At 65.7% G+C, this 24,610-nt stretch carries 24 protein-coding genes; 20 read left to right on the top strand and 4 right to left on the bottom strand.

Annotated features, from left to right (window positions below):
* Positions 1-3 precede the first annotated feature (3 nt).
* From ACZYW1_RS01095 to zwf, 9 genes are all read left to right on the top strand, one after another.
* On the top strand, positions 4-795 hold the full coding sequence (locus tag ACZYW1_RS01095; RefSeq protein WP_463782553.1) for a helix-turn-helix transcriptional regulator: 792 nt from the start codon (positions 4-6) through the stop codon (positions 793-795).
* Positions 792-2,246 carry a Fe-S cluster assembly protein SufB gene (gene sufB / locus ACZYW1_RS01090; protein WP_463782551.1) on the top strand — a complete coding sequence of 485 codons (1,455 nt, stop codon included), beginning with the start codon at positions 792-794 and terminating at the stop codon, positions 2,244-2,246. The genes ACZYW1_RS01095 and sufB overlap by 4 nt, the downstream gene beginning before the upstream one ends.
* Positions 2,246-3,430 (top strand): Fe-S cluster assembly protein SufD, encoded by a 1,185-nt coding sequence (gene sufD, locus ACZYW1_RS01085; RefSeq protein ID WP_463782550.1) that lies wholly within the window; start codon positions 2,246-2,248, stop codon positions 3,428-3,430. The genes sufB and sufD overlap by 1 nt, the downstream gene beginning before the upstream one ends.
* Before the next feature lie 2 nt (positions 3,431-3,432).
* The gene (sufC, locus tag ACZYW1_RS01080) at positions 3,433-4,203 is read left to right on the top strand and encodes a Fe-S cluster assembly ATPase SufC (RefSeq protein WP_292976166.1); all 771 of its coding nucleotides are present in this window, start codon (positions 3,433-3,435) and stop codon (positions 4,201-4,203) included.
* A gap of 1 nt (position 4,204) precedes the next feature.
* Positions 4,205-5,467, top strand: coding sequence for a cysteine desulfurase (locus ACZYW1_RS01075; RefSeq protein WP_463782548.1), 1,263 nt, complete (start codon positions 4,205-4,207; stop codon positions 5,465-5,467).
* Positions 5,468-5,473: 6 nt separating this feature from the next.
* Entirely contained in the window at positions 5,474-5,935 is a 462-nt protein-coding gene (sufU, locus tag ACZYW1_RS01070) for a Fe-S cluster assembly sulfur transfer protein SufU (RefSeq protein ID WP_463782547.1), read from the top strand.
* Entirely contained in the window at positions 5,932-6,279 is a 348-nt protein-coding gene (locus tag ACZYW1_RS01065; RefSeq protein ID WP_463782545.1) for a metal-sulfur cluster assembly factor, read from the top strand. The genes sufU and ACZYW1_RS01065 overlap by 4 nt, the downstream gene beginning before the upstream one ends.
* Positions 6,280-6,384: 105 nt before the next feature.
* Positions 6,385-6,591: a hypothetical protein gene (locus ACZYW1_RS01060; protein ID WP_292976155.1), complete on the top strand. Its 207-nt coding sequence runs from the start codon at positions 6,385-6,387 to the stop codon at positions 6,589-6,591.
* Between the two features lie 78 nt (positions 6,592-6,669).
* Positions 6,670-8,139 (top strand): glucose-6-phosphate dehydrogenase, encoded by a 1,470-nt coding sequence (zwf, locus tag ACZYW1_RS01055; RefSeq protein ID WP_463782543.1) that lies wholly within the window; start codon positions 6,670-6,672, stop codon positions 8,137-8,139.
* 7 nt (positions 8,140-8,146) lie between these two features.
* Here zwf and ACZYW1_RS01050 read toward each other — a convergent pair whose 3' ends face one another.
* Complete coding sequence (locus tag ACZYW1_RS01050; protein ID WP_463782540.1) at positions 8,147-8,884, bottom strand: FadR/GntR family transcriptional regulator; 738 nt, start codon at positions 8,882-8,884, stop codon at positions 8,147-8,149.
* Between the two features lie 23 nt (positions 8,885-8,907).
* Between ACZYW1_RS01050 and ACZYW1_RS01045 the strand changes: the two genes are divergently transcribed.
* Both ACZYW1_RS01045 and ACZYW1_RS01040 read left to right on the top strand, forming a co-directional pair.
* Positions 8,908-10,401, top strand: coding sequence for a carotenoid oxygenase family protein (locus ACZYW1_RS01045; protein ID WP_463782538.1), 1,494 nt, complete (start codon positions 8,908-8,910; stop codon positions 10,399-10,401).
* A complete protein-coding gene (locus ACZYW1_RS01040; protein ID WP_463782535.1) occupies positions 10,398-11,546 on the top strand; it encodes an acyl-CoA dehydrogenase family protein in 1,149 nt (382 codons plus the stop codon). Before ACZYW1_RS01045 ends, ACZYW1_RS01040 begins: the two co-directional genes overlap by 4 nt.
* Here the strand turns inward: ACZYW1_RS01040 and ACZYW1_RS01035 are convergent.
* Positions 11,543-12,289, bottom strand: coding sequence for a DUF5666 domain-containing protein (locus ACZYW1_RS01035; protein ID WP_463782533.1), 747 nt, complete (start codon positions 12,287-12,289; stop codon positions 11,543-11,545). The two genes, ACZYW1_RS01040 and ACZYW1_RS01035, sit on opposite strands and share 4 nt — an antisense overlap.
* A 156-nt stretch (positions 12,290-12,445) precedes the next feature.
* Here ACZYW1_RS01035 and trxA point away from each other — a divergent pair, with 156 nt between their 5' ends.
* The 4 genes from trxA to ACZYW1_RS01015 all read left to right on the top strand — a co-directional run bounded on the left by trxA (position 12,446) and on the right by ACZYW1_RS01015 (position 15,609).
* Positions 12,446-12,808 carry a thioredoxin gene (gene trxA / locus ACZYW1_RS01030; RefSeq protein WP_463782532.1) on the top strand — a complete coding sequence of 121 codons (363 nt, stop codon included), beginning with the start codon at positions 12,446-12,448 and terminating at the stop codon, positions 12,806-12,808.
* A gap of 1 nt (position 12,809) precedes the next feature.
* Positions 12,810-13,655, top strand: a complete 846-nt coding sequence (locus ACZYW1_RS01025) for an enoyl-CoA hydratase (RefSeq protein ID WP_463787622.1) — start codon at positions 12,810-12,812, stop codon at positions 13,653-13,655.
* Between the two features lie 21 nt (positions 13,656-13,676).
* Positions 13,677-15,305 carry an ABC-F family ATP-binding cassette domain-containing protein gene (locus ACZYW1_RS01020; protein WP_463782530.1) on the top strand — a complete coding sequence of 543 codons (1,629 nt, stop codon included), beginning with the start codon at positions 13,677-13,679 and terminating at the stop codon, positions 15,303-15,305.
* Between the two features lie 112 nt (positions 15,306-15,417).
* Positions 15,418-15,609 (top strand): helix-turn-helix domain-containing protein, encoded by a 192-nt coding sequence (locus ACZYW1_RS01015; RefSeq protein WP_463782529.1) that lies wholly within the window; start codon positions 15,418-15,420, stop codon positions 15,607-15,609.
* A gap of 11 nt (positions 15,610-15,620) precedes the next feature.
* Here ACZYW1_RS01015 and ACZYW1_RS01010 read toward each other — a convergent pair whose 3' ends face one another.
* The gene (locus ACZYW1_RS01010) at positions 15,621-16,184 is read right to left on the bottom strand and encodes a TetR/AcrR family transcriptional regulator (RefSeq protein ID WP_463782527.1); all 564 of its coding nucleotides are present in this window, start codon (positions 16,182-16,184) and stop codon (positions 15,621-15,623) included.
* A gap of 75 nt (positions 16,185-16,259) precedes the next feature.
* Complete coding sequence (locus ACZYW1_RS01005) at positions 16,260-19,085, bottom strand: aconitate hydratase (protein ID WP_463782525.1); 2,826 nt, start codon at positions 19,083-19,085, stop codon at positions 16,260-16,262.
* 217 nt (positions 19,086-19,302) lie between these two features.
* On the opposite strand from ACZYW1_RS01005, the gene ACZYW1_RS01000 reads away from it, so the two are divergent.
* From ACZYW1_RS01000 to ACZYW1_RS00980, 5 genes are all read left to right on the top strand, one after another.
* Entirely contained in the window at positions 19,303-19,884 is a 582-nt protein-coding gene (locus tag ACZYW1_RS01000; protein WP_463782524.1) for an Rv1476 family membrane protein, read from the top strand.
* Between the two features lie 247 nt (positions 19,885-20,131).
* Positions 20,132-21,553, top strand: coding sequence for an NlpC/P60 family peptidoglycan endopeptidase RipA (gene ripA / locus ACZYW1_RS00995; protein WP_463782522.1), 1,422 nt, complete (start codon positions 20,132-20,134; stop codon positions 21,551-21,553).
* A 16-nt stretch (positions 21,554-21,569) separates the two neighbouring features.
* The gene (gene ripB / locus ACZYW1_RS00990) at positions 21,570-22,292 is read left to right on the top strand and encodes an NlpC/P60 family peptidoglycan endopeptidase RipB (protein WP_463782521.1); all 723 of its coding nucleotides are present in this window, start codon (positions 21,570-21,572) and stop codon (positions 22,290-22,292) included.
* A gap of 190 nt (positions 22,293-22,482) precedes the next feature.
* The gene (gene moxR1 / locus ACZYW1_RS00985; protein ID WP_463782519.1) at positions 22,483-23,616 is read left to right on the top strand and encodes a chaperone MoxR1; all 1,134 of its coding nucleotides are present in this window, start codon (positions 22,483-22,485) and stop codon (positions 23,614-23,616) included.
* A gap of 50 nt (positions 23,617-23,666) precedes the next feature.
* Positions 23,667-24,578 carry a DUF58 domain-containing protein gene (locus ACZYW1_RS00980; RefSeq protein WP_463787621.1) on the top strand — a complete coding sequence of 304 codons (912 nt, stop codon included), beginning with the start codon at positions 23,667-23,669 and terminating at the stop codon, positions 24,576-24,578.
* Positions 24,579-24,610 lie beyond the last annotated feature (32 nt).

Raw genomic sequence — 24,610 nt, 5'->3', positions numbered from 1 at the left:
TAATTGCGTCACACTGGTGTTGTGAAATTATCACCCCCCGTCCACAGCGTCGAAGCAGCCGCGGCTGCCGCGACGCACGACGGTCAGACTCGCAGCGCGGTCATTCGGCTGCTGCTGGAGTCCGGGTCCATCACCGCCGGGCAGATCGGCGAACAACTCGGATTGTCGGCGGCCGGAGTGCGGCGCCACCTCGACGTCCTGATCGAGATGGGCGAGGCGGAGTCGGCGCCGGCCGCACCGTGGCAGCAAGCCGGCCGCGGCCGCCCGGCCAAGCGCTATCGGCTGACCGCGACCGGTCGCGGCAAGCTGGACCACAGCTACGACGACCTGGCCTCGGCTGCGATGCGCCAACTCCGTGCGATCGGCGGCGAAGAGGCGGTACGCAGCTTCGCCCGTCAACGCATCGACTCGATCCTGTCCGACGTGGTCGCGGCCGACTCCGACGCCGACGAGGAGATCGAGGCGACAGCGGAGCGGATCGCCGGGGCGCTGTCCAAGGCCGGCTATGTCGCGACCACCACACAGGTGGGCGGCCCGATCCACGGCGTTCAGATCTGTCAGCATCATTGCCCGGTGTCGCACGTCGCCGAGGAATTCCCGGAGTTGTGCGAGACCGAGCAGCAGGCGATCGCGGAGGTTCTGGGTACTCACGTGCAACGGCTTGCGACGATCGTCAACGGCGATTGCGCCTGCACCACCCACGTGCCGCTCGCCACGGCGGAAGCCACACCGACTGACCTTCGGCGCACAGCCCGTGCCGAAGCCATTACGAGCACCAAAGGAGTGTCGCAATGACCCTCACCCCCGAGGCCGCCAAGACGGTCACACCCGCCGAGACGCTGACCCAGGAAGAGACGATCGCATCACTGGGCCGCTACGGCTACGGGTGGTCGGACTCCGACGTGGCCGGCGCCAGCGCGCAGCGCGGACTGTCCGAGGCGGTGGTGCGCGACATCTCGGGCAAGAAGAACGAGCCGGAGTGGATGCTGGAGCACCGCCTGAAGGCGCTGCGCATCTTCGAGCGCAAGCCGATGCCGAACTGGGGTTCCGACCTCGAGGGAATCCACTTCGACAACATCAAGTACTTCGTGCGGTCCAGCGAGAAGCAGGCTGCCACCTGGGACGACCTGCCGGCCGACATCAAGAACACCTACGACAAGCTCGGCATCCCCGAGGCCGAGAAGCAGCGCCTGGTTTCCGGCGTTGCGGCGCAGTACGAGTCCGAGGTCGTCTACCACTCGATCCGCGAGGACCTCGAGGCGCAGGGCGTCATCTTCCTGGACACCGACTCTGGGCTGCGCGAGCACCCAGAGCTCTTCCAGAAGTACTTCGGAACGGTGATCCCGGCCGGCGACAACAAGTTCTCGGCGCTGAATTCCGCTGTATGGAGCGGTGGTTCGTTCATCTACGTGCCCAAGGGGGTCCACGTCGACATCCCGCTACAGGCCTACTTCCGGATCAACACCGAGAACATGGGCCAGTTCGAGCGGACGTTGATCATTGTCGACGAGGACGCCTACGTGCACTACGTCGAGGGCTGTACCGCGCCGATCTACAAGAGCGACTCGCTGCACTCCGCGGTCGTGGAGATCATCGTGAAGCCCGGTGGCCGTTGCCGTTACACGACCATCCAGAACTGGTCCAACAACGTCTACAACCTGGTCACCAAGCGGGCGCGGGCCGAGGCCGGCGCGACCATGGAATGGGTCGACGGCAACATCGGATCGAAGGTCACGATGAAATACCCGGCGGTCTGGATGACCGGCGAATACGCCAAGGGCGAAGTGCTCTCGGTTGCATTCGCCGGCGAGGGTCAGCACCAGGACACCGGTGCCAAGATGCTGCACCTGGCGCCGAACACGTCGAGCAACATCGTCTCCAAGTCGGTTGCGCGCGGCGGCGGTCGCGCCTCCTACCGCGGTCTGGTTCAGGTGAACAAGGGTTCGCACGGATCGCGGTCGAGCGTGAAATGCGATGCGCTCCTGGTGGATACGATCAGCCGCAGTGACACCTATCCCTACGTCGACATCCGCGAGGACGACGTGACGATGGGCCACGAGGCCACCGTGTCCAAGGTCAGTGACACCCAGCTGTTCTATCTGATGAGCCGCGGGCTCACCGAAGACGAGGCGATGGCGATGGTGGTGCGTGGCTTCGTAGAGCCGATCGCCAAGGAACTGCCGATGGAATACGCCCTCGAACTCAACCGGCTGATCGAGCTGCAGATGGAAGGCTCGGTCGGCTAGTGACGGGATTGACTGAAGCGGTGGAGGGTTCAGCCCTCGCCGCTGCCAACAAGGGCGAGCTGTTCTCCTCGTTCGACGTCAACGCATTCGAGGTTCCGGGTGGCCGCGACGAGCTGTGGCGTTTTACTCCGCTCAAGCGGCTGCGCGGGCTGCACGACGGTTCCGCCGTGGCGACCTGTACCGCGACGATCGAGGTCACCGAGCGGCCGGGCGTGACAGTCGAATCGGTACGACGCGGCGACGAGCGACTGGGTCAGGGCGGTGTTCCCGCTGATCGTGTTGCCGCTCAGGCGTTCTCGTCGTTCAATTCGGCGACGGTCGTGACGGTCGCGCGCGACACCGAAGTGGCGGAGCCGATCGAGGTCGCCATCACCGGGCCAGGTGAGGGCGGGGTGGCCTACGGGCACCTACAGATCCGCATCGAGGAACTGTCCCGGGCAATCGTCGTGGTCGACCTGCGGGGCAGTGGCACCTACGCCGACAACGTCGAGATCATCGTCGGCGATTCAGCGGGCCTGGGCGTCATCTGGATCGCGGACTGGGCCGACGACACGGTGCACGTCAGCTCCCATCACGCCCGCCTCGGCAAGGATGCGGTGCTCGGACACGTCAACGTCACGCTGGGCGGCGATCTGGTTCGCACCACGGCGACCGTGCGCTTCGACGGCCCCGGCGGTGACGCGCAACTACTCGGCACCTACTTCGCCGATGACGGTCAGCATTTCGAGGCACGGCTGCTGGTCGACCACTCGCAGCCGAACTGCAAATCCGACGTGCTGTACAAGGGTGCGCTGCAGGGTGATCCGGATTCCAAGAAGCCGGATGCGCACACGGTCTGGATCGGCGACGTACTGATCCGCGCCGAGGCCGAAGGCACCGACACCTTCGAGGTCAACCGCAACCTGGTGCTGACCGACGGCGCCCGCGCCGACTCGGTACCCAACCTGGAGATCGAGACCGGTGAGATCGCCGGCGCCGGACACGCCAGTGCCACCGGAAGATTCGACGACGAGCAGCTGTTCTATTTGCGTGCCCGCGGTATCCCCGAAGCGCAGGCGCGGCGTCTGGTGGTGCGCGGTTTCTTCAACGAGATCATCGCGAAGATCGCCGTCCCCGCCGTGCGTGAACGCCTGACCGAAGCCATTGAACGAGAACTAGCGATCACTGAAGCGAGAAGTAACTGATCATGACCACTCTGGAAATCAAAGACCTGCACGCCTCGGTTTTCACCCCTGAAGGCGTAGAGGTGCCGATCCTCAAGGGCGTCGACCTCACCGTCAAGTCCGGGGAGACGCACGCGGTGATGGGGCCCAACGGGTCCGGGAAGTCGACGCTGTCCTACGCCATCGCCGGCCACCCCAAGTACACCGTCACCTCGGGGTCGATCACGCTCGACGGCGCCGACGTCCTCGAGATGAGCATCGACGAGCGGGCCCGGGCCGGATTGTTCCTCGCCATGCAGTACCCGGTCGAGGTGCCCGGTGTGTCGATGTCGAACTTCCTGCGATCGGCGGCGACCGCGGTCCGCGGCGAGGCGCCGAAGCTGCGGCACTGGGTCAAAGAGGTCAAGGCCGCGATGCAGGACCTGGACATCGACCCGGCGTTCGGCGAGCGCAGCGTCAACGAAGGTTTCTCCGGCGGTGAGAAGAAGCGCCACGAGATCCTGCAGTTGGGCCTGCTCAAGCCCAAGATCGCGATCCTGGACGAGACCGACTCCGGTCTGGACGTCGACGCATTGCGGGTGGTCAGTGAGGGTGTCAACCGGTACGCCGAAGCCGAAGACGGCGGCGTCCTGCTCATTACGCACTACACCCGAATCCTGCGGTACATCCGGCCGCAATTCGTCCACGTCTTCGTCGGTGGCCGGATCGTCGAATCGGGCGGCCCGGAGTTGGCCGATGCGCTCGAAGAACACGGCTACGAACGCTTTACCCATACGGCCGCTTCGGGAGCCTGACATGACGGTCTCGGCCACTCGCTCCGCGGCGCTCGATCTCGCCGCGATCCGGGCCGACTTCCCGATTCTGAAGCGCGTCATGCGGGGCGGAAATCAGTTGGCCTACCTGGATTCCGGAGCGACGTCGCAGCGCCCGCTCCAGGTGCTCGACGCCGAGCGCGAATTTCTGCTCACCTCCAACGGCGGAGTGCACCGCGGTGCGCATCAACTGATGGAAGAGGCAACCGACGCCTACGAGCAGGGCCGCGCGGACGTCGCGGCATTCGTCGGTGCCGACGCCGACGAGCTGGTGTTCACCAAGAATGCCACCGAATCTCTCAACCTGGTGTCGTATGTGTTGGGGGACAACCGCTTCGAGCGTGCTGTCGGTCCCGGCGACGTCATCGTCGTCACCGAACTCGAGCATCACGCCAACCTGGTGCCGTGGCACGAGCTGGCCCGCCGGACCGGGGCGACACTGCGCTGGTACGGCGTCACAGACGACGGTCGCATCGACCTGGACTCGTTGCAGCTGGACGGCAACGTGAAAATCGTTGCCTTCAGCCATCACTCGAATGTGACCGGTGCGGTCGCCCCGGTTGCCGAGCTGGTCGAGCGGGCCAAGGCGGTCGGTGCGTTGACCGTGCTGGACGCCTGCCAGTCGGTGCCGCACCACCCGGTCGACTTCCACGCACTCGATGTCGATTTCGGCGCGTTCTCTGGTCACAAGATGCTGGGCCCCAACGGTATCGGGGTGCTCTATGCCCGCGGCGATCTGCTGAACGCGTTGCCGCCGTTCATCACCGGCGGCTCGATGATCGAGACCGTCTCGATGGAGGCGGTCACCTACGCCCCGCCACCCCAGCGTTTCGAAGCCGGCACGCCGATGACCTCACAGGTTGTTGGTCTCGGTGCCGCGGCGCGCTACCTCGACGCCATCGGGATGGCGACCGTGCAGGCGCACGAAAACGAAATGGTCGCCGCAGCGATCGACGGCCTGTCGGGCATCGACGCGGTCCGGATCGTCGGCCCCACCACCATGGAGAACCGCGGCTCGCCGGTGTCGTTCGTGGTGGACGGCGTGCACGCCCACGATGTCGGCCAGGTCCTCGACGACGACGGAGTCGCCGTTCGGGTCGGCCACCACTGCGCCATGCCGCTGCACCGCCGGTTCGACGTAGCCGCCACCGCGCGGGCATCGTTCGCGATCTACAACACCCTCGACGAGGTCGACCGCCTGGTCGCCGGGGTGCGCCGCGCCATCGATTTCTTCGGAAGGGCGTGAGTCGCAATGCGTCTCGAGCAGATGTATCAGGAAGTGATCCTCGATCACTACAAGCATCCGCAGCATCGTGGTCTGCGCGAGCCGTTCGGCGCCGAGGTCTACCACAAGAACCCGACCTGCGGCGACGAGATCACACTGCGGGTGGCCCTGTCGGCTGACGGTGACACCGTCGAAGACGTGTCCTACGAGGGGCAGGGCTGCTCGATCAGCCAGGCCGCCACGTCGGTGCTGACCGAGCAGGTGATCGGCCAGAGCGTCGGCCAGGCGCTCAAGACCGTCACCGCGTTCAACGAGATGGTGTCGTCGCGCGGCAACGTCGACGGCGACGAAGATGTACTGGGCGACGGCGTCGCATTCGCCGGCGTCGCGAAATACCCGGCGCGAGTGAAATGTGCGCTGTTGGGCTGGATGGCGTTCAAGGACGCGCTGGCCCAAGCGAGTCACGACCTGGAGGAGATCAGCAGATGAGTGAAATTGCCGCACCGGACAACGAACTGCTCGGTGACATCGAGGAGGCTATGCGCGATGTCGTCGACCCCGAGTTGGGCATCAACGTGGTCGACCTCGGCTTGGTCTACGGCGTGAACCTCGAGGACGCGGAGGAGGGCACCGTCGCGCTGCTCGACATGACCCTGACATCGCCGGCCTGTCCGTTGACCGACGTGATCGAAGACCAATCGCGTAACGCTCTGGTCGGCGCGGGCCTGGTGGACGAGCTGCGGATCAACTGGGTGTGGAATCCGCCGTGGGGTCCGGACAAGATCACCGACGACGGCCGGGACCAGCTGCGCGCCCTCGGATTCACCGTCTAAACCCTGTAAACGTCCTGTTAATGCCCCTCGTTTCGCCGGGTTTGCGGTCGCGTCATCGTGCGTCTGCCTGCAAAGATTGACGCAACGGACAGGAAGGACCGCTTTATGACCAAGAAATTGATGATGATTGCGGCCTGTGTTGCTGCGGTGAGCATGGGCAACGGCATCGCTTACGCGGACGACACGACAGACGGACCGGACCCGAACGGGCCCAAGTGCAATGTCTCGGGTGGCGACGACGGCCAGAAGTGGGAGTGGGCGCCGTGTGGCTGGGCCTACGGTGAAGAGCGGGGCTGGTATCGCGTCCCCTAGCCAGCGGGCGTCTGGGCGGCGCCCAGTGTTTACCCATGCGGGGTGTGGATCCGGCTGGCCTTGGCTACCATCGTGAATGTGACGGACGCCGAGAACACTCACGGGCCCACACCGCAGGGAACCACGGTGCCGCCGCATGTCGTCGTAATATTCGGCGCCACAGGCGATTTGGCACGCCGTAAGCTGCTCCCAGGACTGCTTCACCTGTCCTGCTCGAAGCTTGCTCCCGAGATGCGGGTCGTCGGAACCTCACTCGACGAACTCGACACCGACGCATTCCGTAAGCAGGCGCACAAGGCCTGCAAGGAGTTCGCCCGCCACGATGTCTCGGACGAACTGTTCGATCAGTTCATCGCCAATCTGACGTTCGTCTCGCAGCAGGACGGCCCGGAAGCGCTGGCCAGCGCGGTGTCCGAGCAGGTGGAGATCCTCGGCGGTGAGGTCAGATTGCTGCACTACCTGAGCGTGCCGCCAAAAGCGGTGATGCCCGTGATGGACATGCTGCACAAGGCCGACCTCGCCGAGAACTCGCGCGTCATCATGGAAAAGCCGTTCGGTGTCGATCTGGACAGCGCACGGGAGCTCAACAGAGCGATCCATGAGCGATTCGACGAAGAACAGATCTTCCGGATCGACCACTTCCTCGGCAAAGAGGCCGCGCAAAACATCCTCGCGTTCCGGTTCGCCAATGGGCTCTTCGAGCCGATCTGGAACCGTCAGTTCATCGATCACATCCAGATCGACGTTCCTGAGCGGCTCACCGTCGAAAATCGAGCCCAATTCTACGAATCCGTCGGGGCGTTCAAGGACATGGTGGTCACCCACCTGTTCCAGATCCTGGCGTTCGTCGCGATGGAGCCGCCCACCGAACTCGCGTCCACCGCGATCAGCGAAGAGAAGAACAAGGTCTTCCGCTCGATGCGGCCGCTGGACCCCAACAAAGTCGTTCGCGGCCAGTACCGCGGATACCGCGACGAGCCCGGCGTCTCCGCCGAATCGGACACCGAGACGTTCATCGCACTCAAATGCGAGATCGACAACTGGCGCTGGGCCGGTGTTCCGTTCTTTCTGCGCACCGGCAAGGGTCTGGCCGAGGGTCAGCGGATCATCTCGATCGCGTTCCACGAGCCACCGCGCAGCATGTTTCCCGCGGGATCCGGTGTGGGACAGAAGGGCCCGGATCATCTGACCTTCGACCTCGCCGACGTGTCCAAGATGTCGCTGTCGTTCTACGGCAAGCGGCCGGGTCCGGGTATGAAGCTGGACAAGCTGAGCCTTCAGTTCACCATGGAGGAGACCGGCCACGCCGGCGACGTTCTGGAGGCCTACGAGCGACTCATTCTCGACGCGATGCGCGGCGACCGGACCTTGTACAACACGGCCGAAGGCATCGAGCGGCTGTGGGAGGTATCGGCTCCGTTGCTCGATGACCCGCCGCCGTCACGCAGCTACGACCTCGACTCGTGGGGTCCCAACGCCGTTCATCCACTGATCGCTCCGCGGGCTTGGCGGTTGCCGTTCGAACGTGGTTGGCGCGAAAAGAAATAACGGCGCGTCAACGCCAGGGCAGGTCGCTGTTCTCGCCGCGCCACCGCGACGGCGGAATCATGGGCGCGTCACGAAGTCCCGACGCCTCGACATGACGCAAGGCGGCGGACAAATGCTGTGCCATCCGGCGCTGCGCCTTCGCTGAATCTTTCGCCGAGACAGCCGCGGAGATCGCGCGATGCGATCTCGCGGCCTCGTCGCGGTCGTACTGACTGATGTTCTGCTCGGCGGCGGCCCAGCGCACCGCCTGCTCGACAGCCGCCAAAACCGTTGTCAGAAGCGGGTTTCCGCTCGCCTCGACCAGCTCCTCGTGGAACTCGTGATAGCCGGTGCCGTCAGCGGCTATGCCGCCCGCGGCGACTTCGGCGATGCGCTTCCGCTGCGCAGCCGTGGCGTGCTCGGCCACGTGGGCGGCGGCCGCTGGTTCGAGCATGATGCGAAAGGACAACAGGTCTCCCCACGTGGCGCCGGTCAGGGTGAACAGCTGCACCAGTGAACGCGCGACGCGCTCGGGCTCAGGGTGGCGGATGCGGACACCGCCGCGGCCCTGACTGGTGGCGGTGAGGCCCTCGGCGTCCAGCAGTCGGAGCGCCATCCGCACGGTTTCACGGCTGACGCCGAGTTGGCTGATCAGTTCGCCCTCGTTGGGCAGGCAGTCTCCGGGGGCGAGATCCCCGGACAGGATCTGCCGGCGCAGGGTCGCGGCGACGACGTCCGGCGCGCGAGAGGGTCTTGTCAGAGTCATTCGACTTAGTATACTAAGTATTCATGGTTTCCGTCCCGAATACTGCTGTGCTCAACGGAGCGTTTCGACCGATGCGGTTCGAGGCGACCGTCGAAGACTGCGTCACCACCTACGGTGAGATCCCGAAACAGCTGGCCGGCGGCTTTTATCGGGTCGGTCCGACATTCAAGCGGCCCACCCGGCAAGGCGCCAACGGACTGCTCGCCATGGACGGCATGGTGCAGGGACTCACCTTCGACAACGGCCGCGCTGACTTTCGCAACCGTTGGGTTCGCACACCCAAATACCTGCTCGAGGACGAACATCAGCGGGGCATGTTCTGCTGGTCCGACGGCGACTGGACCGACTGGCGCAACATCGGCTTCGGCGCCGCCGTGCCCGACGAGCACACCCGCGGAATCCCGCAGGGCGCCAACAACATCAATTGCTTTCCGTTCGCAGGGGAGATCCTTGCGTCGGGCGAACAGGGCAGCCCGCCGGTGGCCCTGGACCCCATCACCCTGCAGACCCGCGGTGTGGTGTCGTGGTCGCCGCAGTTGTCCCGCGGCATCTTCGACCGGGCCGGCTACGGCGATGCGGCGTTCACGGCCCACCCGAAATGGGACAGCGACACCGGAACGCTGTACGGCTGGGCCTACAGCAACCACCGGCCCTTCGTGACCGTCCACGTGGTGCAACCGGACGGCCGGGTGACTTCCCGGGAGCTCTGGGATGCGCCGTACACCTCGGAAGTCCACGACATGTGGCTGACGAAGGACTGGATGGTGTTGCCGTTCCAGGGGTTCGCGTTCGATCCGGACCGCATCGAGCGCGGGCTTTCGGTGCAGGATTGGCAGCCGGACCTGCCGATCACACTGGCGCTGATACCTCGCGGCGACATCGAGAACGGTGAAATCCGTTGGATCACAGCCGATATCGAGCAGCAGTATGTGATGCACACCCTCGCAGCTGATGTCGACGGTGACACGCTGACCCTGGAGGCCCCGATCTTCGAACGCCCGCCGTTCCCGTTGGACATCGATGGCTTCCAGGGTGAGGACGTCCAGCTCTTCTTCAATCTGGCCCGCAGCACACTGGGTCGCTGGACCGTCGACCTGAATGCCGGAACCGTGAAATCGGAGATGCTCGACGATCGGCCCTGCGAACTGCCGAAGGTCGACGAACGGTTCTACGGTGACGGGCAGCGGTGGGGATACCTGATCGGCGGCGATGCCCGAGGCAACGGGATGCGCATGCACAGCCTGGTGGTGCGCGACCGCCATACCGGCGACGAGCAACGTTTTCGGTTGAGACACGATCGACCATCGCTGGTGATGGAGCCGACCTTCGTACCGCGGACTCCCGATGCGCCGGAGGGCGACGGTTATCTGATGGTGCCGATCTCCCGGTGGACCGAAAACCTGGGCGAGTTCGCGATTTTCGACACCGACGACATCACCGTCGGGCCGATCTGTCGCATCGAGATTCCCTTCCTGCTCGGCTTCACCCCGCACGGACACTGGATGGACTTCCGATGACACTCACCGACACCGAGGAAGCCGAACTACGGGCATCAGTCCATGGGATTGTCGCCGAATTCGGAAACGATTACTTCACCCGCTGCAGCGAAAACCTCGAACACCCCACCGAGCTGTGGGACGCGCTGGCGGCCGGGGGATTCGTCGGAGTGAACCTGCCGGACGAATACGGCGGCGGTGGAATGGGATTGAGCGCGATGAACATCGTGGCCGAAGAGGCCGCGGCGGCCGGATGTCCGCAGATCATGCTGATGATCTCGCCCGGGATCGTCGGCAGCCTGCTGGCCCGGCACGCCAGCCACGAGCAGAAGGAGCATTGGCTGGCGCCGATGGCGGCGGGGACGGCGAAAATCGCGTTCGCCATCACCGAACCCGACGCCGGATCCAACAGCCACCAGATCGCCACCACCGCCCGCCGCGAGGGTGACAAGTACTTCATCAATGGACAGAAGACCTACATCACTGCGGCCGACCAATCCGACGCCCTACTCGTGGTCACCCGCACCGGCACCGACGCCAACGGTCGTGCCCAGCTTTCGCTGTTTCTGGTCGATCGCGATACACCGGGCATCGAGATGCACCGCATCCCGATGACTTTCGAGATCACCGACAAGTCGTTCACGGTGTTCTTCGACAACGTCGCCGTGCCGACGGACCGGTTGGTCGGCGGTGAGGGCAACGGATTGCGGGTCGCATTCGACGGGATGAACCCCGAGCGGGTCATCATCGCGGCGATCTGCAACGGGGTGAGCCGCTACGCCCTGGACAAGGCCGTCGCGTACGCCCGCGAGCGCCGGGTATGGCAGGTGCCGATCGGCGCCCACCAGGGTCTGGCACATCCGTTGGCGGAAGCCAAGATCGGCCTCGAAGCCGCGCGGCTGATGACACGCCACGCCGCCGCCGGCTATGACGCCGGGGTCGACACCGGTGAGTACAGCAACATGGCCAAGTTTTTGTCCGCCGACGCCGCCATCCGCTGCGTCGACCAGGCCATCGAGGTGCACGGCGGCGCCGGCTTCACCCGCGAGGTGGCGCTGGCCAACATGTACGAGTTCGTCCGGCTGTTCAAAACGGTGCCGATCAGCCGCGAGATGATCCTCAACCACGTTGCCCAGCACAGCCTCGGGTTGCCCCGCTCGTACTAGCGGTCGTGGTGCTTGCCACCGTGCTCGGGGCAGCTACCGTTGACGGCATCCTGGACGTCGATTCGCTGGGCCTGCAAGGCGTTGCCCCCGTCCCTGGTGCCGTGCGCAATCAGGCACTTGCCCTGAACGATCACGTGCGCGTCCGACGCGGTCTTCTTGCTGTACTTGGTGGTGTCGGTGACGTTGACGGTCGTTGTCGACGGATTGCCCTGCGCATCAGTGCCATTCAGCGTGATCGTGTTGCCCGTCACGGAGGCGACCTGACCGTGCGGCGGCGGCTGGTGATGCGGTTTGTCGCCGGCCGGGTGCGTAGGCCCGGGGCACTTGCCGTCGACCGCGGCGCTGACCTTCACCGCGCGAGCGTTGATCGGGCCACCCGACGGGGCGTCGGCCTGGTGGTCCGGGTGAACCCACACGCAGCTACCGGCGGTGACATCGGTCAGCTGAGCCGGGGTGACCTCCTCGATCTTCGTCGACGGGGTGAAGTCGACGGTCGTGGGACCGGACTTCGCGGTGACCTGGACCGTGCTGCCCGAAACCGAGTCAATGATGCCCTTCACCCAGTCGTGCCCCTTGTCGGACGCCGAAGGGGTCGACGAGGTGGGGGCGTTGCCGCTCGGAGTCGCCGGTGCCGGTTTGGTCTCGCTGGAGTTTCCACACGCTGCGAGGGACAGCGCGGCGGCTCCGGTGACAGCGAGCAACGCGGCGTGGGACATCCGCTTGGTCGAGAAGGTGGCGGGCATCGGGGTCCTTTCGGTCGTCGGTCGCGATGTGCAGCCGACTCTGTCAACGGATATCACCCTCGATGTCGCCGTTAAGCGCAGGCTGGAGGCCACTTAAGTGCGCGCTGTGTAATCGGGGGTGGGAACACCGCGTCAAGCGCATGCGTTAATGAACGCGTGACTACCCAAGAACTCACCGCCGCGCAGTTCAACGAAACAATCAACGGCAACGACATCGTGCTCGTCGACTTCTGGGCGTCCTGGTGCGGGCCGTGCCGGCAGTTCGCGCCGACCTTCGCCGCATCCGCCGACAAACACCCCGACGTGGTGCACGCCAAGGTGGACACCGAGGCCGAGCAGGAACTCGCCGCCGCGGCGCAGATCCGGTCGATCCCCACGTTGATGGCCTTCAAGAAGGGCAAGTTGATCTTCAACCAGGCCGGTGCCCTGCCGGCCGCAGCGTTGGAAGACCTGGTCCAGCAGGTGAAGGACTTCGACGTCGACGCGGCCACCGCGCCGGCAGAGGGCGACCAAGCCTGAGCTGACTTCGGGTGTCAAGGGTTACCGTTCAACGGTGACCATGGTCCTCGTCGAACACCCGCGCCCGCACGTCGCGTTGATCACGCTGAACAGGCCCGAGCGGATGAACTCCATGGCGTTCGACGTCATGGTTCCTCTCAAAGAGGTCCTCGAGGACATCACCTACGACAACGACGTCCGGGCGGTCGTGCTGACCGGCGCCGGCAGAGGCTTTTCCTCGGGTGCCGACCACAAGTCGGCCGGCTCGGTGCCGCACGTCCAGGATTTGACCCGGCCCACGTACGCGCTGCGCTCGATGGAGATTCTCGACGACGTCATCCTCGCGCTGCGTAAGTTGCATCAGCCGGTGATCGCCGCGGTCAACGGCGCTGCGATAGGTGGCGGGTTGTGCTTGGCGCTGGCCGCCGATATCCGGGTGGCGGCGCACGGCGCGTATTTCCGTGCGGCGGGTATCAACAACGGCCTGACCGCCAGCGAGCTCGGCCTGAGCTACCTGTTGCCGCGGGCGATCGGCTCATCGCGGGCTTTCGAGATCATGCTGACCGGCCGCGACGTCGACGCCGAGGAGGCCGAGCGCATCGGGCTGGTGTCCCGGCAGGTTCCCGAGGACCAACTGCTGGAGACCTGCTACGACATGGCCGAACGCATCGCCGGCTACTCCCGGCCGGGCGTCGAGTTGACCAAGCGCACGCTATGGAGTGGACTGGACGCCGCTAGCCTGGAAGGGCACATGCAGGCCGAAGGTCTCGGACAGCTCTTCGTCCGCCTGCTCACCGGCAACTTCGAAGAAGCGGTTGCTGCGCGCGCCGAAAAGCGCCCGCCGGTGTTCACCGACGACAAAAAATAATCCCGTGCAAGGAGAGTGACCGTGATCACGGCTACGGACCTCGAGGTCCGCGCAGGTGCGCGAACACTTCTTGCCGCCGACGGACCGGCCCTGCGGATCCAGCCCGGCGACCGGATCGGGTTGGTCGGGCGCAACGGCGCCGGTAAGACGACAACCCTGCGCATCCTGGCCGGCGAGGGGGAGCCGTACGCGGGCTCAGTGACGCGCACCAGCGAAATCGGTTACCTGCCGCAGGATCCCAAGGAGGGTGACCTCGAGGTGCTCGCCCGCGACCGGGTGCTGTCCGCGCGTGGCCTGGACACCTTGCTCACGGATCTGGAAAAGCAACAGGCCCTGATGGCCGAGGTGGCCGACGACGCCGCGCGAGACCGCGCCATCCGCCGCTACGGACAGCTCGAAGAGCGCTTCGCGGCGCTCGGCGGCTACGGTGCCGAAAGTGAGGCGGGCCGTATCTGCGCGAGCCTCGGCCTGCCCGACCGGGTCCTGACGCAACAGTTGCGGACGTTGTCGGGCGGTCAGCGCCGTCGGGTCGAGTTGGCACGAATCCTGTTCGCGGCGTCCGACTCCGGTTCGGGCTCGGCCACCACCCTGCTGCTCGACGAGCCGACCAACCACCTCGACGCCGACTCGGTGTCCTGGCTGCGGGACTTCCTGCGCAACCACACCGGCGGACTCGTCGTGATCAGTCACAACGTCGATCTGCTGGCCGACGTGGTCAACCGGGTGTGGTTCCTCGACGCGGTTCGCGGCGAAGCCGACGTCTACAACATGGGGTGGCAGAAGTATCTCGACGCCCGCGCGACCGACGAGCAGCGTCGGCGTCGCGAGCGCACCAACGCCGAACGCAAAGCCGGTGCGCTCCGTGCCCAAGCCGCCAAGATGGGCGCCAAGGCCACCAAAGCCGTTGCAGCACAGAATATGTTGCGCCGCGCCGATCGGATGATGGCCGCTCTCGACGAAGAGCGGGTGGCCGACAAAGTGGCCCGGATCAAATTCCCCAGCCCTTCGGCGTGCGGGCGTACACCGTTGACGGCCTCCGGGCTGACCAAGACCTACGGGTCGCTGGAAATCTTCACCGGTGTCGATCTGGCCATCGACCGCGGTTCCCGGGTCGTAGTACTCGGGCTCAACGGAGCGGGCAAGACGACGCTGCTGCGGCTGCTGGCGGGCGTCGAGCACGCCGACGCCGGGGTGATCGAGCCCGGGCATGGTTTGAAGGTCGGCTATTTCGCTCAGGAGCACGACCTTCTCGACGACGGCGCGACCGTGTGGGAGAACATCCGCCACGCCGCGCCCGACACCGGTGAGCAAGACCTGCGCGGCCTGCTCGGCGCCTTCATGTTCACCGGTAGTCAGTTGGAACAACCGGCCGGAACGCTGTCCGGCGGCGAGAAAACCCGTCTCGCCCTCGCGGGTTTGGTTGCCTCCACGGCCAACGTGTTGCTGCTCGACGAGCCGACCAACAACCTCGACCCCGCGTCCCGCGAGCAGGTGCTGGATGCGCTGCGAAGCTACGCCGGTGCCGTGGTGCTGGTGACCCACGACCCCGGCGCCGCCGAGGCGCTCAACCCGCAGCGCGTCGTGCTGCTGCCCGACGGCACCGAAGACCACTGGTCCGACGAATACCGGGACCTCATCGAACTCGCCTGACCGCCGGTGCCCAATTCTCGTGGCATAGCAGGTGATTTGGTCAATCCGCCCCGCTGGCGAACCAGGCTTCCTACTCTTTGTCCTTTGGGGATCTGTGTCATGGGGAGGGCAAATGGGGAAGTTGAAAAAGCCGCGCGATCAGGTGCTGCGCGAATTGCGCAGCGCCTACGAAGGCGGAGCCAGCATCCGAACGTTGGTCGGGTCGACCGGCCGGTCGTACGGATCGATCCACAGCATGCTGCTGGAGTCCGGCACCACGATGCGCAGTCGCGGCGGACCAAACCACCGCACCCGAACGCGCTAGCCCGCGGACAATCAGCGCTGCCGCACCGAGCCCTCGACGAGATCGAGGACTGCGGTGAGCAACTGAGTGTTCTCGCCTGAGGCCACCTTGGCGACCAGCCCGTCGAGCACCAGGTCCAGGTAGCACTGCAGCACGTCGCTCGGGATGTCGTCGCGGACCCGGCCGGCAGACTTCTGCCGACGCAGCCGCTCGATCGTCGCCGCGGCCAACTCCGCCGACCGGTCGGTCCATTCCTTGTTGAACTCCGGGTCGTGGCGCAGCTTTCGGGCGATCTCCAATCGAGTGGCGAGCCAATCGAATTGCTCAGGCGCTGCCAGCATGTCACGCATCACCTGGACCAGACCTTCGCGAGACGCGACATCGGCCATCCGCTCCGCGTCCTCGTGTGCCAACTCGAAGAACAACGTGTCCTTGTCGCGGAAGTGGTGGAAGATCGCTCCCCGCGACATCCCGATTGCCTGCTCGAGGCGGCGAACCGTCGCCCCGTCGTAGCCGAACTCGGCGAAGCAGCGGCGGGCGCCGTCAAGTATCTGACGGCGCCTGGCCGCCAGATGGTCCTGGCTGACCTTGGGCAAGGGTGCTGCCCTCCCCGCGCTAGCTCGTGTGGCGGCGACCCGCTGCGCCCGGCTGCACCGCGCTGGCGATCGCCACTAGTTGGCCTTCAGCATGTTGCGCAACACGTACTGCAGGATGCCGCCGTTGCGGTAGTAGTCGGCTTCACCCGGAGTGTCGATGCGCACCACCGCGTCGAATTCCACGTCCTTGCCGCCGTCTTTACTGGCCTTGACGTGGACCGTCTTCGGCGTCTTGCCGTTGTTGAGCTCCTCGATGCCGGTGATGTCGAACACCTCGGTGCCGTCCAGACCCAGGTCCCCGGCCGACTTGCCCTCCGGGAACTGCAGCGGGATCACGCCCATGCCGATCAGGTTGGACCGGTGGATGCGTTCGAACGACTCGGTGATCACCGCGCGGACGCCCAGCAGTGACGTCCCCTTGGCCGCCCAGTCACGAGACGAACCGGACCCGTACTCCTTGCCGCCCAGGACGACCAGCGGAATGTCTTGTGCCGCATAGTTTTGCGCCGCATCGTAGATGAAGGCCTGCGGGGCGCCATCCTGGGTGAAGTCGCGGGTGTAGCCGCCCGAGACGTCGTCGAGCAGCTGGTTTTTGAGCCGGATGTTGGCGAACGTGCCGCGGATCATCACCTCGTGGTTACCGCGGCGCGAACCGAAGGAGTTGTAGTCCTTGCGGTCGACGCCGTGTTCGTCGAGGTACTGCGCCGCCGGGGTTCCCGGCTTGATGCTGCTGGCGGGGGAGATGTGGTCGGTGGTCACCGAGTCGCCGAGCAGAGCGAGCACCCGCGCGCCGGTGATGTCGCTGACCGGTTGTGGTTCGGCCGGCATGCCCTCGAAGTACGGAGGCTTGCGCACGTAGGTCGAATCAGAGCCCCACTCGAAGGTGTTGCCGCTCGGGGTCGGCAGGTTGCGCCACCGCTCGTCGCCTTTGAACACGTCGGCATAGTTGTCGATGAACATCTTCTGGTTGATCGACGAGGCGATCACGTCCGAGACGTCCTTTTGCGACGGCCAGATGTCTTTCAGGAAGACGTCGTTACCGTCCGTGTCGGTGCCCAGCGCGTCGGACTCGAAGTCGAAGTCCAGCGACCCGGCCAGCGCGTAGGCGACCACCAGCGGCGGTGAGGCCAGGTAATTCATCTTCACGTCGGGGCTGATCCGGCCCTCGAAGTTGCGGTTACCCGAGAGCACCGCGGTGACGGTGAGGTCGTTGTCGTTGATCGCCTTCGAGATCTCCTCGGGCAGCGGGCCGGAGTTCCCGATGCACGTCGTGCAGCCGTAGCCGACCAGGAAGAAGCCGAGCTTCTCCAAATACGGCCACAGCCCGGCCTTTTCGTAGTACTCGGTGACGACCTGCGAGCCCGGTGCCATCGAGGTCTTCACCCACGGCTTGGAGGTCAGACCCTTCTCGACGGCGTTGCGGGCCAGCAGTGCCGCACCGAGCATGACTTCCGGGTTGGAGGTGTTGGTGCACGACGTGATCGCCGCGATCACCACCGCGCCGTGGTCGAGCACGAACTCGCCGCGCTCGTCGGATCTGATCCGCACCGGGTTGGTCACCCGGCCGGTGGCGTTCTTGGCCGCCGAGTGCACCGCGGAGACGGGCTGGTCGTCGGCATGGCCGTTGGTCGGCTGACCCGGGTCGCTGGCAGGGAACGTCTCGTCGATGGTCTCGTCCAGCTTGGACAGGTCGCCCTTACCGCTACCGCTGCCGACGTAGTCCGGGATCTGCTTGCGGAAGGTGGATTTGGCCTCCGACAACACGATCCGGTCCTGTGGCCGCTTGGGACCGGCGATCGAGGGGACGACCTCCGAGAGGTCGAGCTCGAGGTATTCGGAGAACGCCGGCTCGTGCTCGGGGTCGTGCCACAGACCCTGTTCCTTGGCGTAAGCCTCGACCAGCGCAACCTGCTCCGGCTTGCGGCCGGTGAACTTCAGGTAGTCGATGGTCTCCTGGTCAATCGGGAAAATCGCTGCGGTGGAACCGAATTCGGGGCTCATGTTGCCCAGGGTGGCGCGGTTGGCCAGCGGCACCTCAGCCACGCCCTTGCCGTAGAACTCGACGAACTTGCCGACCACTCCGTGCTTGCGCAGCTTCTCGGTGACGGTGAGCACCACGTCGGTGGCGGTCACGCCCGGCTTGATCTCGCCGGTCAGCTTGAAGCCGACCACCCGCGGGATGAGCATCGACACCGGCTGACCCAGCATGGCGGCTTCGGCCTCGATGCCGCCCACACCCCAGCCGAGCACGCCGAGGCCGTTGACCATCGTGGTGTGCGAGTCGGTGCCGACGCAGGTGTCGGGGTAGGCCAGTCCGTTGCGGGCCATCACCACACTGGCCAGGTACTCGATGTTGACCTGGTGCACGATGCCGGTGCCCGGGGGCACAACTTTGAAGTCGTCGAATGCGCCCTGACCCCAGCGCAGGAATTGGTAGCGCTCGCCGTTGCGCTCGTATTCGATTTCGACGTTGCGCTCGAAAGCGTCCGCGGTGCCGAACAAGTCGATGATCACCGAGTGGTCGATCACCAGGTCGGCCGGTGCGAGCGGGTTGACCTTGTCGGGATCGCCGCCCAGTGCGGCGACGGCCTCACGCATGGTGGCCAGGTCGACGATGCAGGGGACACCGGTGAAGTCCTGCATGACGACGCGGGCGGGCGTGTACTGGATTTCGATGCTCGGTTCGGCCTTGGGGTCCCACTGGGCGATGGCCTCGATGTGGTCCTTGGTGATGTTGCTGCCGTCTTCGTTGCGCAACAGGTTCTCGGCGAGCACTTTCAGGCTGTAGGGAAGTTTCTCGGTGCCCGGTACCGCGTCGAGCCGATAGATCTCGTAGCTGTCTCCGCCGACCTTCAAGGTGTCCTGGGCTCCGAATGAATTCACCGAATCTTTGCTGCTCACATCAACTCCCGAAATCTGGTCGTCGGCGGCGACCCGTTGCACCGGCCGGGCCGTGCGTGCGATCGCCGCTCGTTACGCTCGCCGACGGGCCGTGTCGACGCGCAATTTCGAGTCTAACAGTACGCTTGTCCTGCATTGCGCGGGCCCGAAACCTTGACCTCTTTTTCATCCGACCACCGGCTGTAACCGGGCATCGTCAAGCGGTACGGTTCCATCCGTGACCACCCCGCACGCGCCCCTTTACATCCCGGGCGAGATCTGCGGCACCGTTGGTGTCGATCCGGCGACCAAGCCCGACGACTGCTTGGCGGTCGTGCAGCATCAGGTCAGCGCGGGCAACGTCAGCGCTCCGCCGTCCGTCGCGCCGGCGCTGCTGGACCTGGTCAACCAAGCTCACGAGCACGGCATCGATCTGAAGGTCGTCGTGCTCGATCACAACCCGGCGAACGACACTCCGCTGCGCGACATCGCCACGGTGATCGGCTCCCAACATCCCGACGCGACGGTGCTTGTACTGAGCCCGAACTTCGTCGGGACGTACAGCACTCATTTCCCGCGGTCGACGCTGGAGATCGGCGAGGATCACGCCAAGACCGGAAATACAGTCGCGTCCGCGCAGAATTTCCTGCACCAACTCGAGACGCCGCAATTCCCCTGGGCCCCGTTCACCATTGTGGTCGTGATCGGGGTGCTGGCCACGGTGGTCGGAACCCGGTTGATGCAGCTGCGCGCCAAGCGCTCAGCAACGCAGGCTCCCGGCGTCGACACGGTCGCGGAAGGCGCCGATCACCGCGTCTAAGTGCGGTATTGAGCTCGTGTCGGATAGCGCCGACGTCCCTGTTCTCGGAACGGGCAAATACGTGATGTCACCGTAGGGTCACAGTTCTCAGAAGAACAGACTTGTAATTTGTGACATAAGTTTCAACTGGGTCTGATGTGACTTACGGTTCAGGAGATGCATTTGGTGATTCGTGCATCCAGTGCTAACTGGAGGCGCGGAGTGCTAGCGCCATCCGCCCGCGTTGAGCCAAGGAGATCCGAGTCGAATGAGACGCAACTGCCGCGGCTCGTCTATCCGATTGGCGACCCCGTTCACCCACCGAGTCGCGCCCGCTGTGATCAGCGTGGCGCTCGTGCTGGGGACACCCGGTCTGGGCCACGCCGACCCGGACACCGTGGCCAAATTGATCGCCGACGTCGCGCAGGCCAACCAGCGCCTCCAGGATCTCAACGCCCAGATCCAGACTGAGGAAGAAAGCGTCAACAAGGCGGTCGTCGACGTCGCGACCGCGCGCGAGAACGCGACCACCGCACAACATGACGTCGACGGCAGCCGGCAGGCGGTCCAGAATGCGGACGTCGCAATTGCCGACGCGCAGAAGAAGTTCGACCGTTTCGCTGTGGCCAGTTACGTCAACGGCCCGTCGGACAGCTACCTCACCGCGAAGAGTCCCGACGAGATGATCGCGACCGCGGCGGCCGGCCAGAGCCTCGCCACCAGCTCCCAGCAGGTGATGGAGAACCTGCAGCGGGCCCGCACCGAGCAACTGAACAAGGAATCCGCCGCCCGGTTGGCCAAGCAGAAAGCCGACAAGGCGGTCGTCGACGCGCAATCCAGTCAGGACGCGGCTGTCGCGGCGGTGACCAGTGCGCAGACCACATTCAGTCAGCAGCAACAACAAGTGATTCGACTGGGCGAAGAGCGCAGCGCCGCCCAGGCCAGACTCGACGCCGCCCGCAACTGGTCGGCATCCGCGGGCGGACCGGATGCCGGACAGCGGGCGGCGTCGTCCCCCGGAGATCGGTGGGACCCGGCGGCGCCGGGCTCGCCGAATCGGCCACAGGGTCACGGAAGCAACTGGGATGGCGCCTGGGACCCCACCCTGCCGCAGGTGCCGAGCGCCAACGTGCCCGGTGACCCGGTCGCGGTCCTCAACAAGGTCCTCGGGACGATGTCGACCTCGTCGCAGGTCACCTCGCAAATGGGCAGCAGCTTCCTGCAGCAGCTGGGATTGGCGCCGACGCCGTCAGGTTTCACCAATGGCAAGATCCCGCGGGTCTACGGTCGCCAGGCATCGGAGTACGTGATCCGCCGCGCCGGATCGCAGATCGGTGTCCCGTACTCGTGGGGCGGTGGCACCGCGGCCGGCCCAGGTAAAGGCATCGGTTCCGGCTCGGGAACCACCGGCTTCGACTGCTCCGGCCTGATTCTCTACGCGTTCGCCGGCGTGGGCATCAAGCTGCCGCACTATTCAGGCGCGCAGTACGACCTGGGTCGCAAGATCCCGGCCTCGCAGATGCGCCGCGGTGACGTGATCTTCTACGGCCCCGGCGGCAGCCAGCACGTGACGCTCTACCTCGGCCAGGGGCAGATGCTCGAGGCGCCCGATGTCGGGCTGAAGGTCCGTATCGCACCGGTCCGTACCAGCGGCATGACGCCCTACGTCATTCGCTACATCGAATACTGATCCGTTGAAAGGATCTATGCGCCAGGGTTTTACCGAATTCAGGCCTCTCCGCCGGACCGCGCTGGTCTGGCCGGTGCTGGCCGCGTTCAGCCTGCTGCTCGGACTCGCCGTTCCCGCACACGCCGAAGATGGCGCATGGGACCCGACCCTGCCGCCGACGATCAGCGCCGGCGCGCCCGGGGACCCGGTGGCCATGGCGAATCAGTCGTTGCAGGCCACCGCCCAGGCAACCCAGACGACGCTCGGGCTCGGACAGCAGTTCCTCGGCGGCCTCGGCATCAACCTGGGCGGTAAGCCCGCGAGCACCAGCGCGAACGGCATTCCGCGGGTCTACGGCCGCCAGGCCGTCGAGTACGTGATCCGGCGCGGCTCCTCGCAGATGGGTGTGCCGTACTCCTGGGGTGGCGGCACGCCCAACTCGCCGAGCAAAGGCATCGACTCCGGCGCCAACACCGTCGGTTTCGACTGTTCGGGGTTGGTCCGCTACAGCTTCGCCGGGGTAGGAGTGCTGCTGCCCCGGTTCTCCGGTGACCAGTACAACGCGGGCCGGCATATTCCGCCGTCGCAGGCCAAGCGTGGCGACCTCATCTTCTACGGCCCGGGCGGCGGTCAGCACGTCACCATCTATCTGGGCAACGGCCAGATGCTGGAGGCGTCGGGAAGTGCCGGCAAAGTCACGGTCAGCGCGGTGCGCAAGGGTGGCATGACGCCGTTCCTGACCCGCATCATCGAGTACTGAGCTGGGCTTGATGGTCCGGCTCATCGTCTGGTCGTCGCGCAGCCCGCATCGTGGCCCGGACGGGCCACGTCGACGGATCACGGGTGGCCTGGAATAGTTGAACCAGGGCACGCCGCTGCCCCACGACGTTCGTGGTGCGAGAGTCGTGTCTGATCATGCGTTGGAAGGTCTGAGCCGTGGAGGGTAATCGATGACATCAGCAGGCGGACCGCCGCCGGGCACCAGCGGTTACTCGGGTCCGGGCAGTGCCGCAACGGCACCTGCGCACGCGGCCCCCGGTGGTGGCGGCAACGGTCTGGCGGCCGAGGTACACACCTTGGAGCGGGCCATCTTCGAGGTCAAGCGCATCATCGTCGGCCAGGATCAGCTCGTCGAGCGCATGCTCGTCGGCCTGCTGTCCAAGGGCCACGTGCTGCTCGAGGGTGTTCCGGGTGTCGCCAAGACGCTGGCCGTCGAGACCTTCGCGAAGGTGGTCGGCGGATCGTTCGCCCGCATCCAGTTCACCCCTGACCTGGTGCCCACCGACATCATCGGTACCCGCATCTACCGGCAGGGCAAGGAGGAGTTCGACACCGAGCTCGGCCCGGTGGTCGCCAACTTCCTGCTCGCCGACGAAATCAACCGCGCACCGGCCAAGGTGCAGTCGGCTCTGCTGGAGGTCATGCAGGAGCGTCAGGTCTCGATCGGCGGCAAGCGATTCCCGCTGCCGAACCCGTTCCTGGTGATGGCCACCCAGAACCCGATCGAGCACGAGGGCGTTTACCCCCTGCCCGAGGCGCAGCGCGACCGCTTCCTGTTCAAGATCAACGTCAGCTATCCCTCGCCGGAGGAAGAGCGCGAGATCATCTACCGGATGGGCGTGAAGCCGCCGGAGCCCAAGCAGATCCTGGACACCGGTGACCTGCTGCGGCTGCAGGACCTCGCCGCGAACAACTTCGTCCACCACGCGCTGGTCGACTACGTGGTGCGCGTCGTCACCGCCACCCGCCATCCCGAGCAACTCGGCATGAACGACGTCAAGAGCTGGATCTCGTTCGGCGCATCGCCGCGTGCCTCGCTGGGCATCATCTCGGCCTCGCGCTCGCTCGCACTGGTGCGCGGCCGCGACTACGTGATCCCGCAGGACATCGTCGAGGTGATCCCCGACGTGCTCCGGCACCGGTTGGTGCTCACTTACGACGCGCTGGCCGACGAGATCTCCTCGGAGGTCGTCATCAACCGGATTCTGCAGACCGTCGGGATGCCTCAGGTCAATGCTGTTCCGCAGCAAGGACATTCGGTGCCGTCGGCAATGCAGGCCGCGGGTGCGGCCAGCGGTCGGTGACCGATAGCAACTCCGCCGCGGAGCAGCCCGTGGCTACTCGTCCGCCGTCGATGCAGCGCGGGCAGATCGACGACCCCAAACTGACGGCGGCACTGCGGACGCTCGAGCTCACGGTCAAACGCAAGCTCGACGGTGTGCTGCACGGCGATCACCTCGGCCTGATTCCCGGACCGGGGTCGGAGCCGGGGGAGTCCCGCGAGTACCAGCCGGGCGACGACGTGCGCCGGATGGACTGGGCGGTCACTGCGCGCACCACCCATCCCCACGTGCGGCAGATGATCGCCGACCGCGAACTGGAGACCTGGCTCGTCGTCGACCTGTCGGCCAGCCTCGACTTCGGCACCGCCGTCTGCGAGAAGCGCGACCTGGCGGTGGCCGCCGCGGCCGCGATCACTTTCCTCAACAGCGGCGGTGGAAACCGACTCGGCGCGTTGATTGCCAACGGCGAGAAGGTAACTCGTGTACCGGCCCGCTCCGGCCGCCAGCACGAGCAGACGCTGTTGCGCACGATCGCCACGATGCCCAAGGCTCCGGTCGGGGTGCGTGGCGATCTGTCGCTCGCGATCGACGCGCTGCGTCGCCCCGAGCGTCGGCGCGGGATGGCGGTGGTCATCAGCGACTTCCTCGGCCCGATCAACTGGATGCGGCCGCTGCGGGCGATCGCCGCCCGGCACGAGGTGCTCGGTGTCGAGATCCTCGACCCGCGCGACGTCGAGCTGCCGGATGTCGGAGACGTCATCCTGCAGGATGCCGAGACCGGCCGTTCCCGCGAATTCACCATCGACGAGCAGTTGCGCGACGACTTCGCGAAAGCTGCTGCGGCACACCGTGCCGACGTGGCCCGTACGCTGCGCAGCTGCGGGGCGCCCATCCTGTCGTTGCGCACCGATCGCGATTGGATCGCCGACATCGTTCGTTTCGTCGAATCCCGCCGACGCGGTGCACTGGCGGGGCGCCAGTGAGACGCTTTCTCGCGGCGGCGGATCTCACTATG

It is taken from the genome of Mycobacterium sp. IDUB_36 (assembly GCF_055419225.1).
Note: the sequence above shows the minus strand (reverse complement) of the source record. Positions and strands in the feature narration are given on the sequence as shown.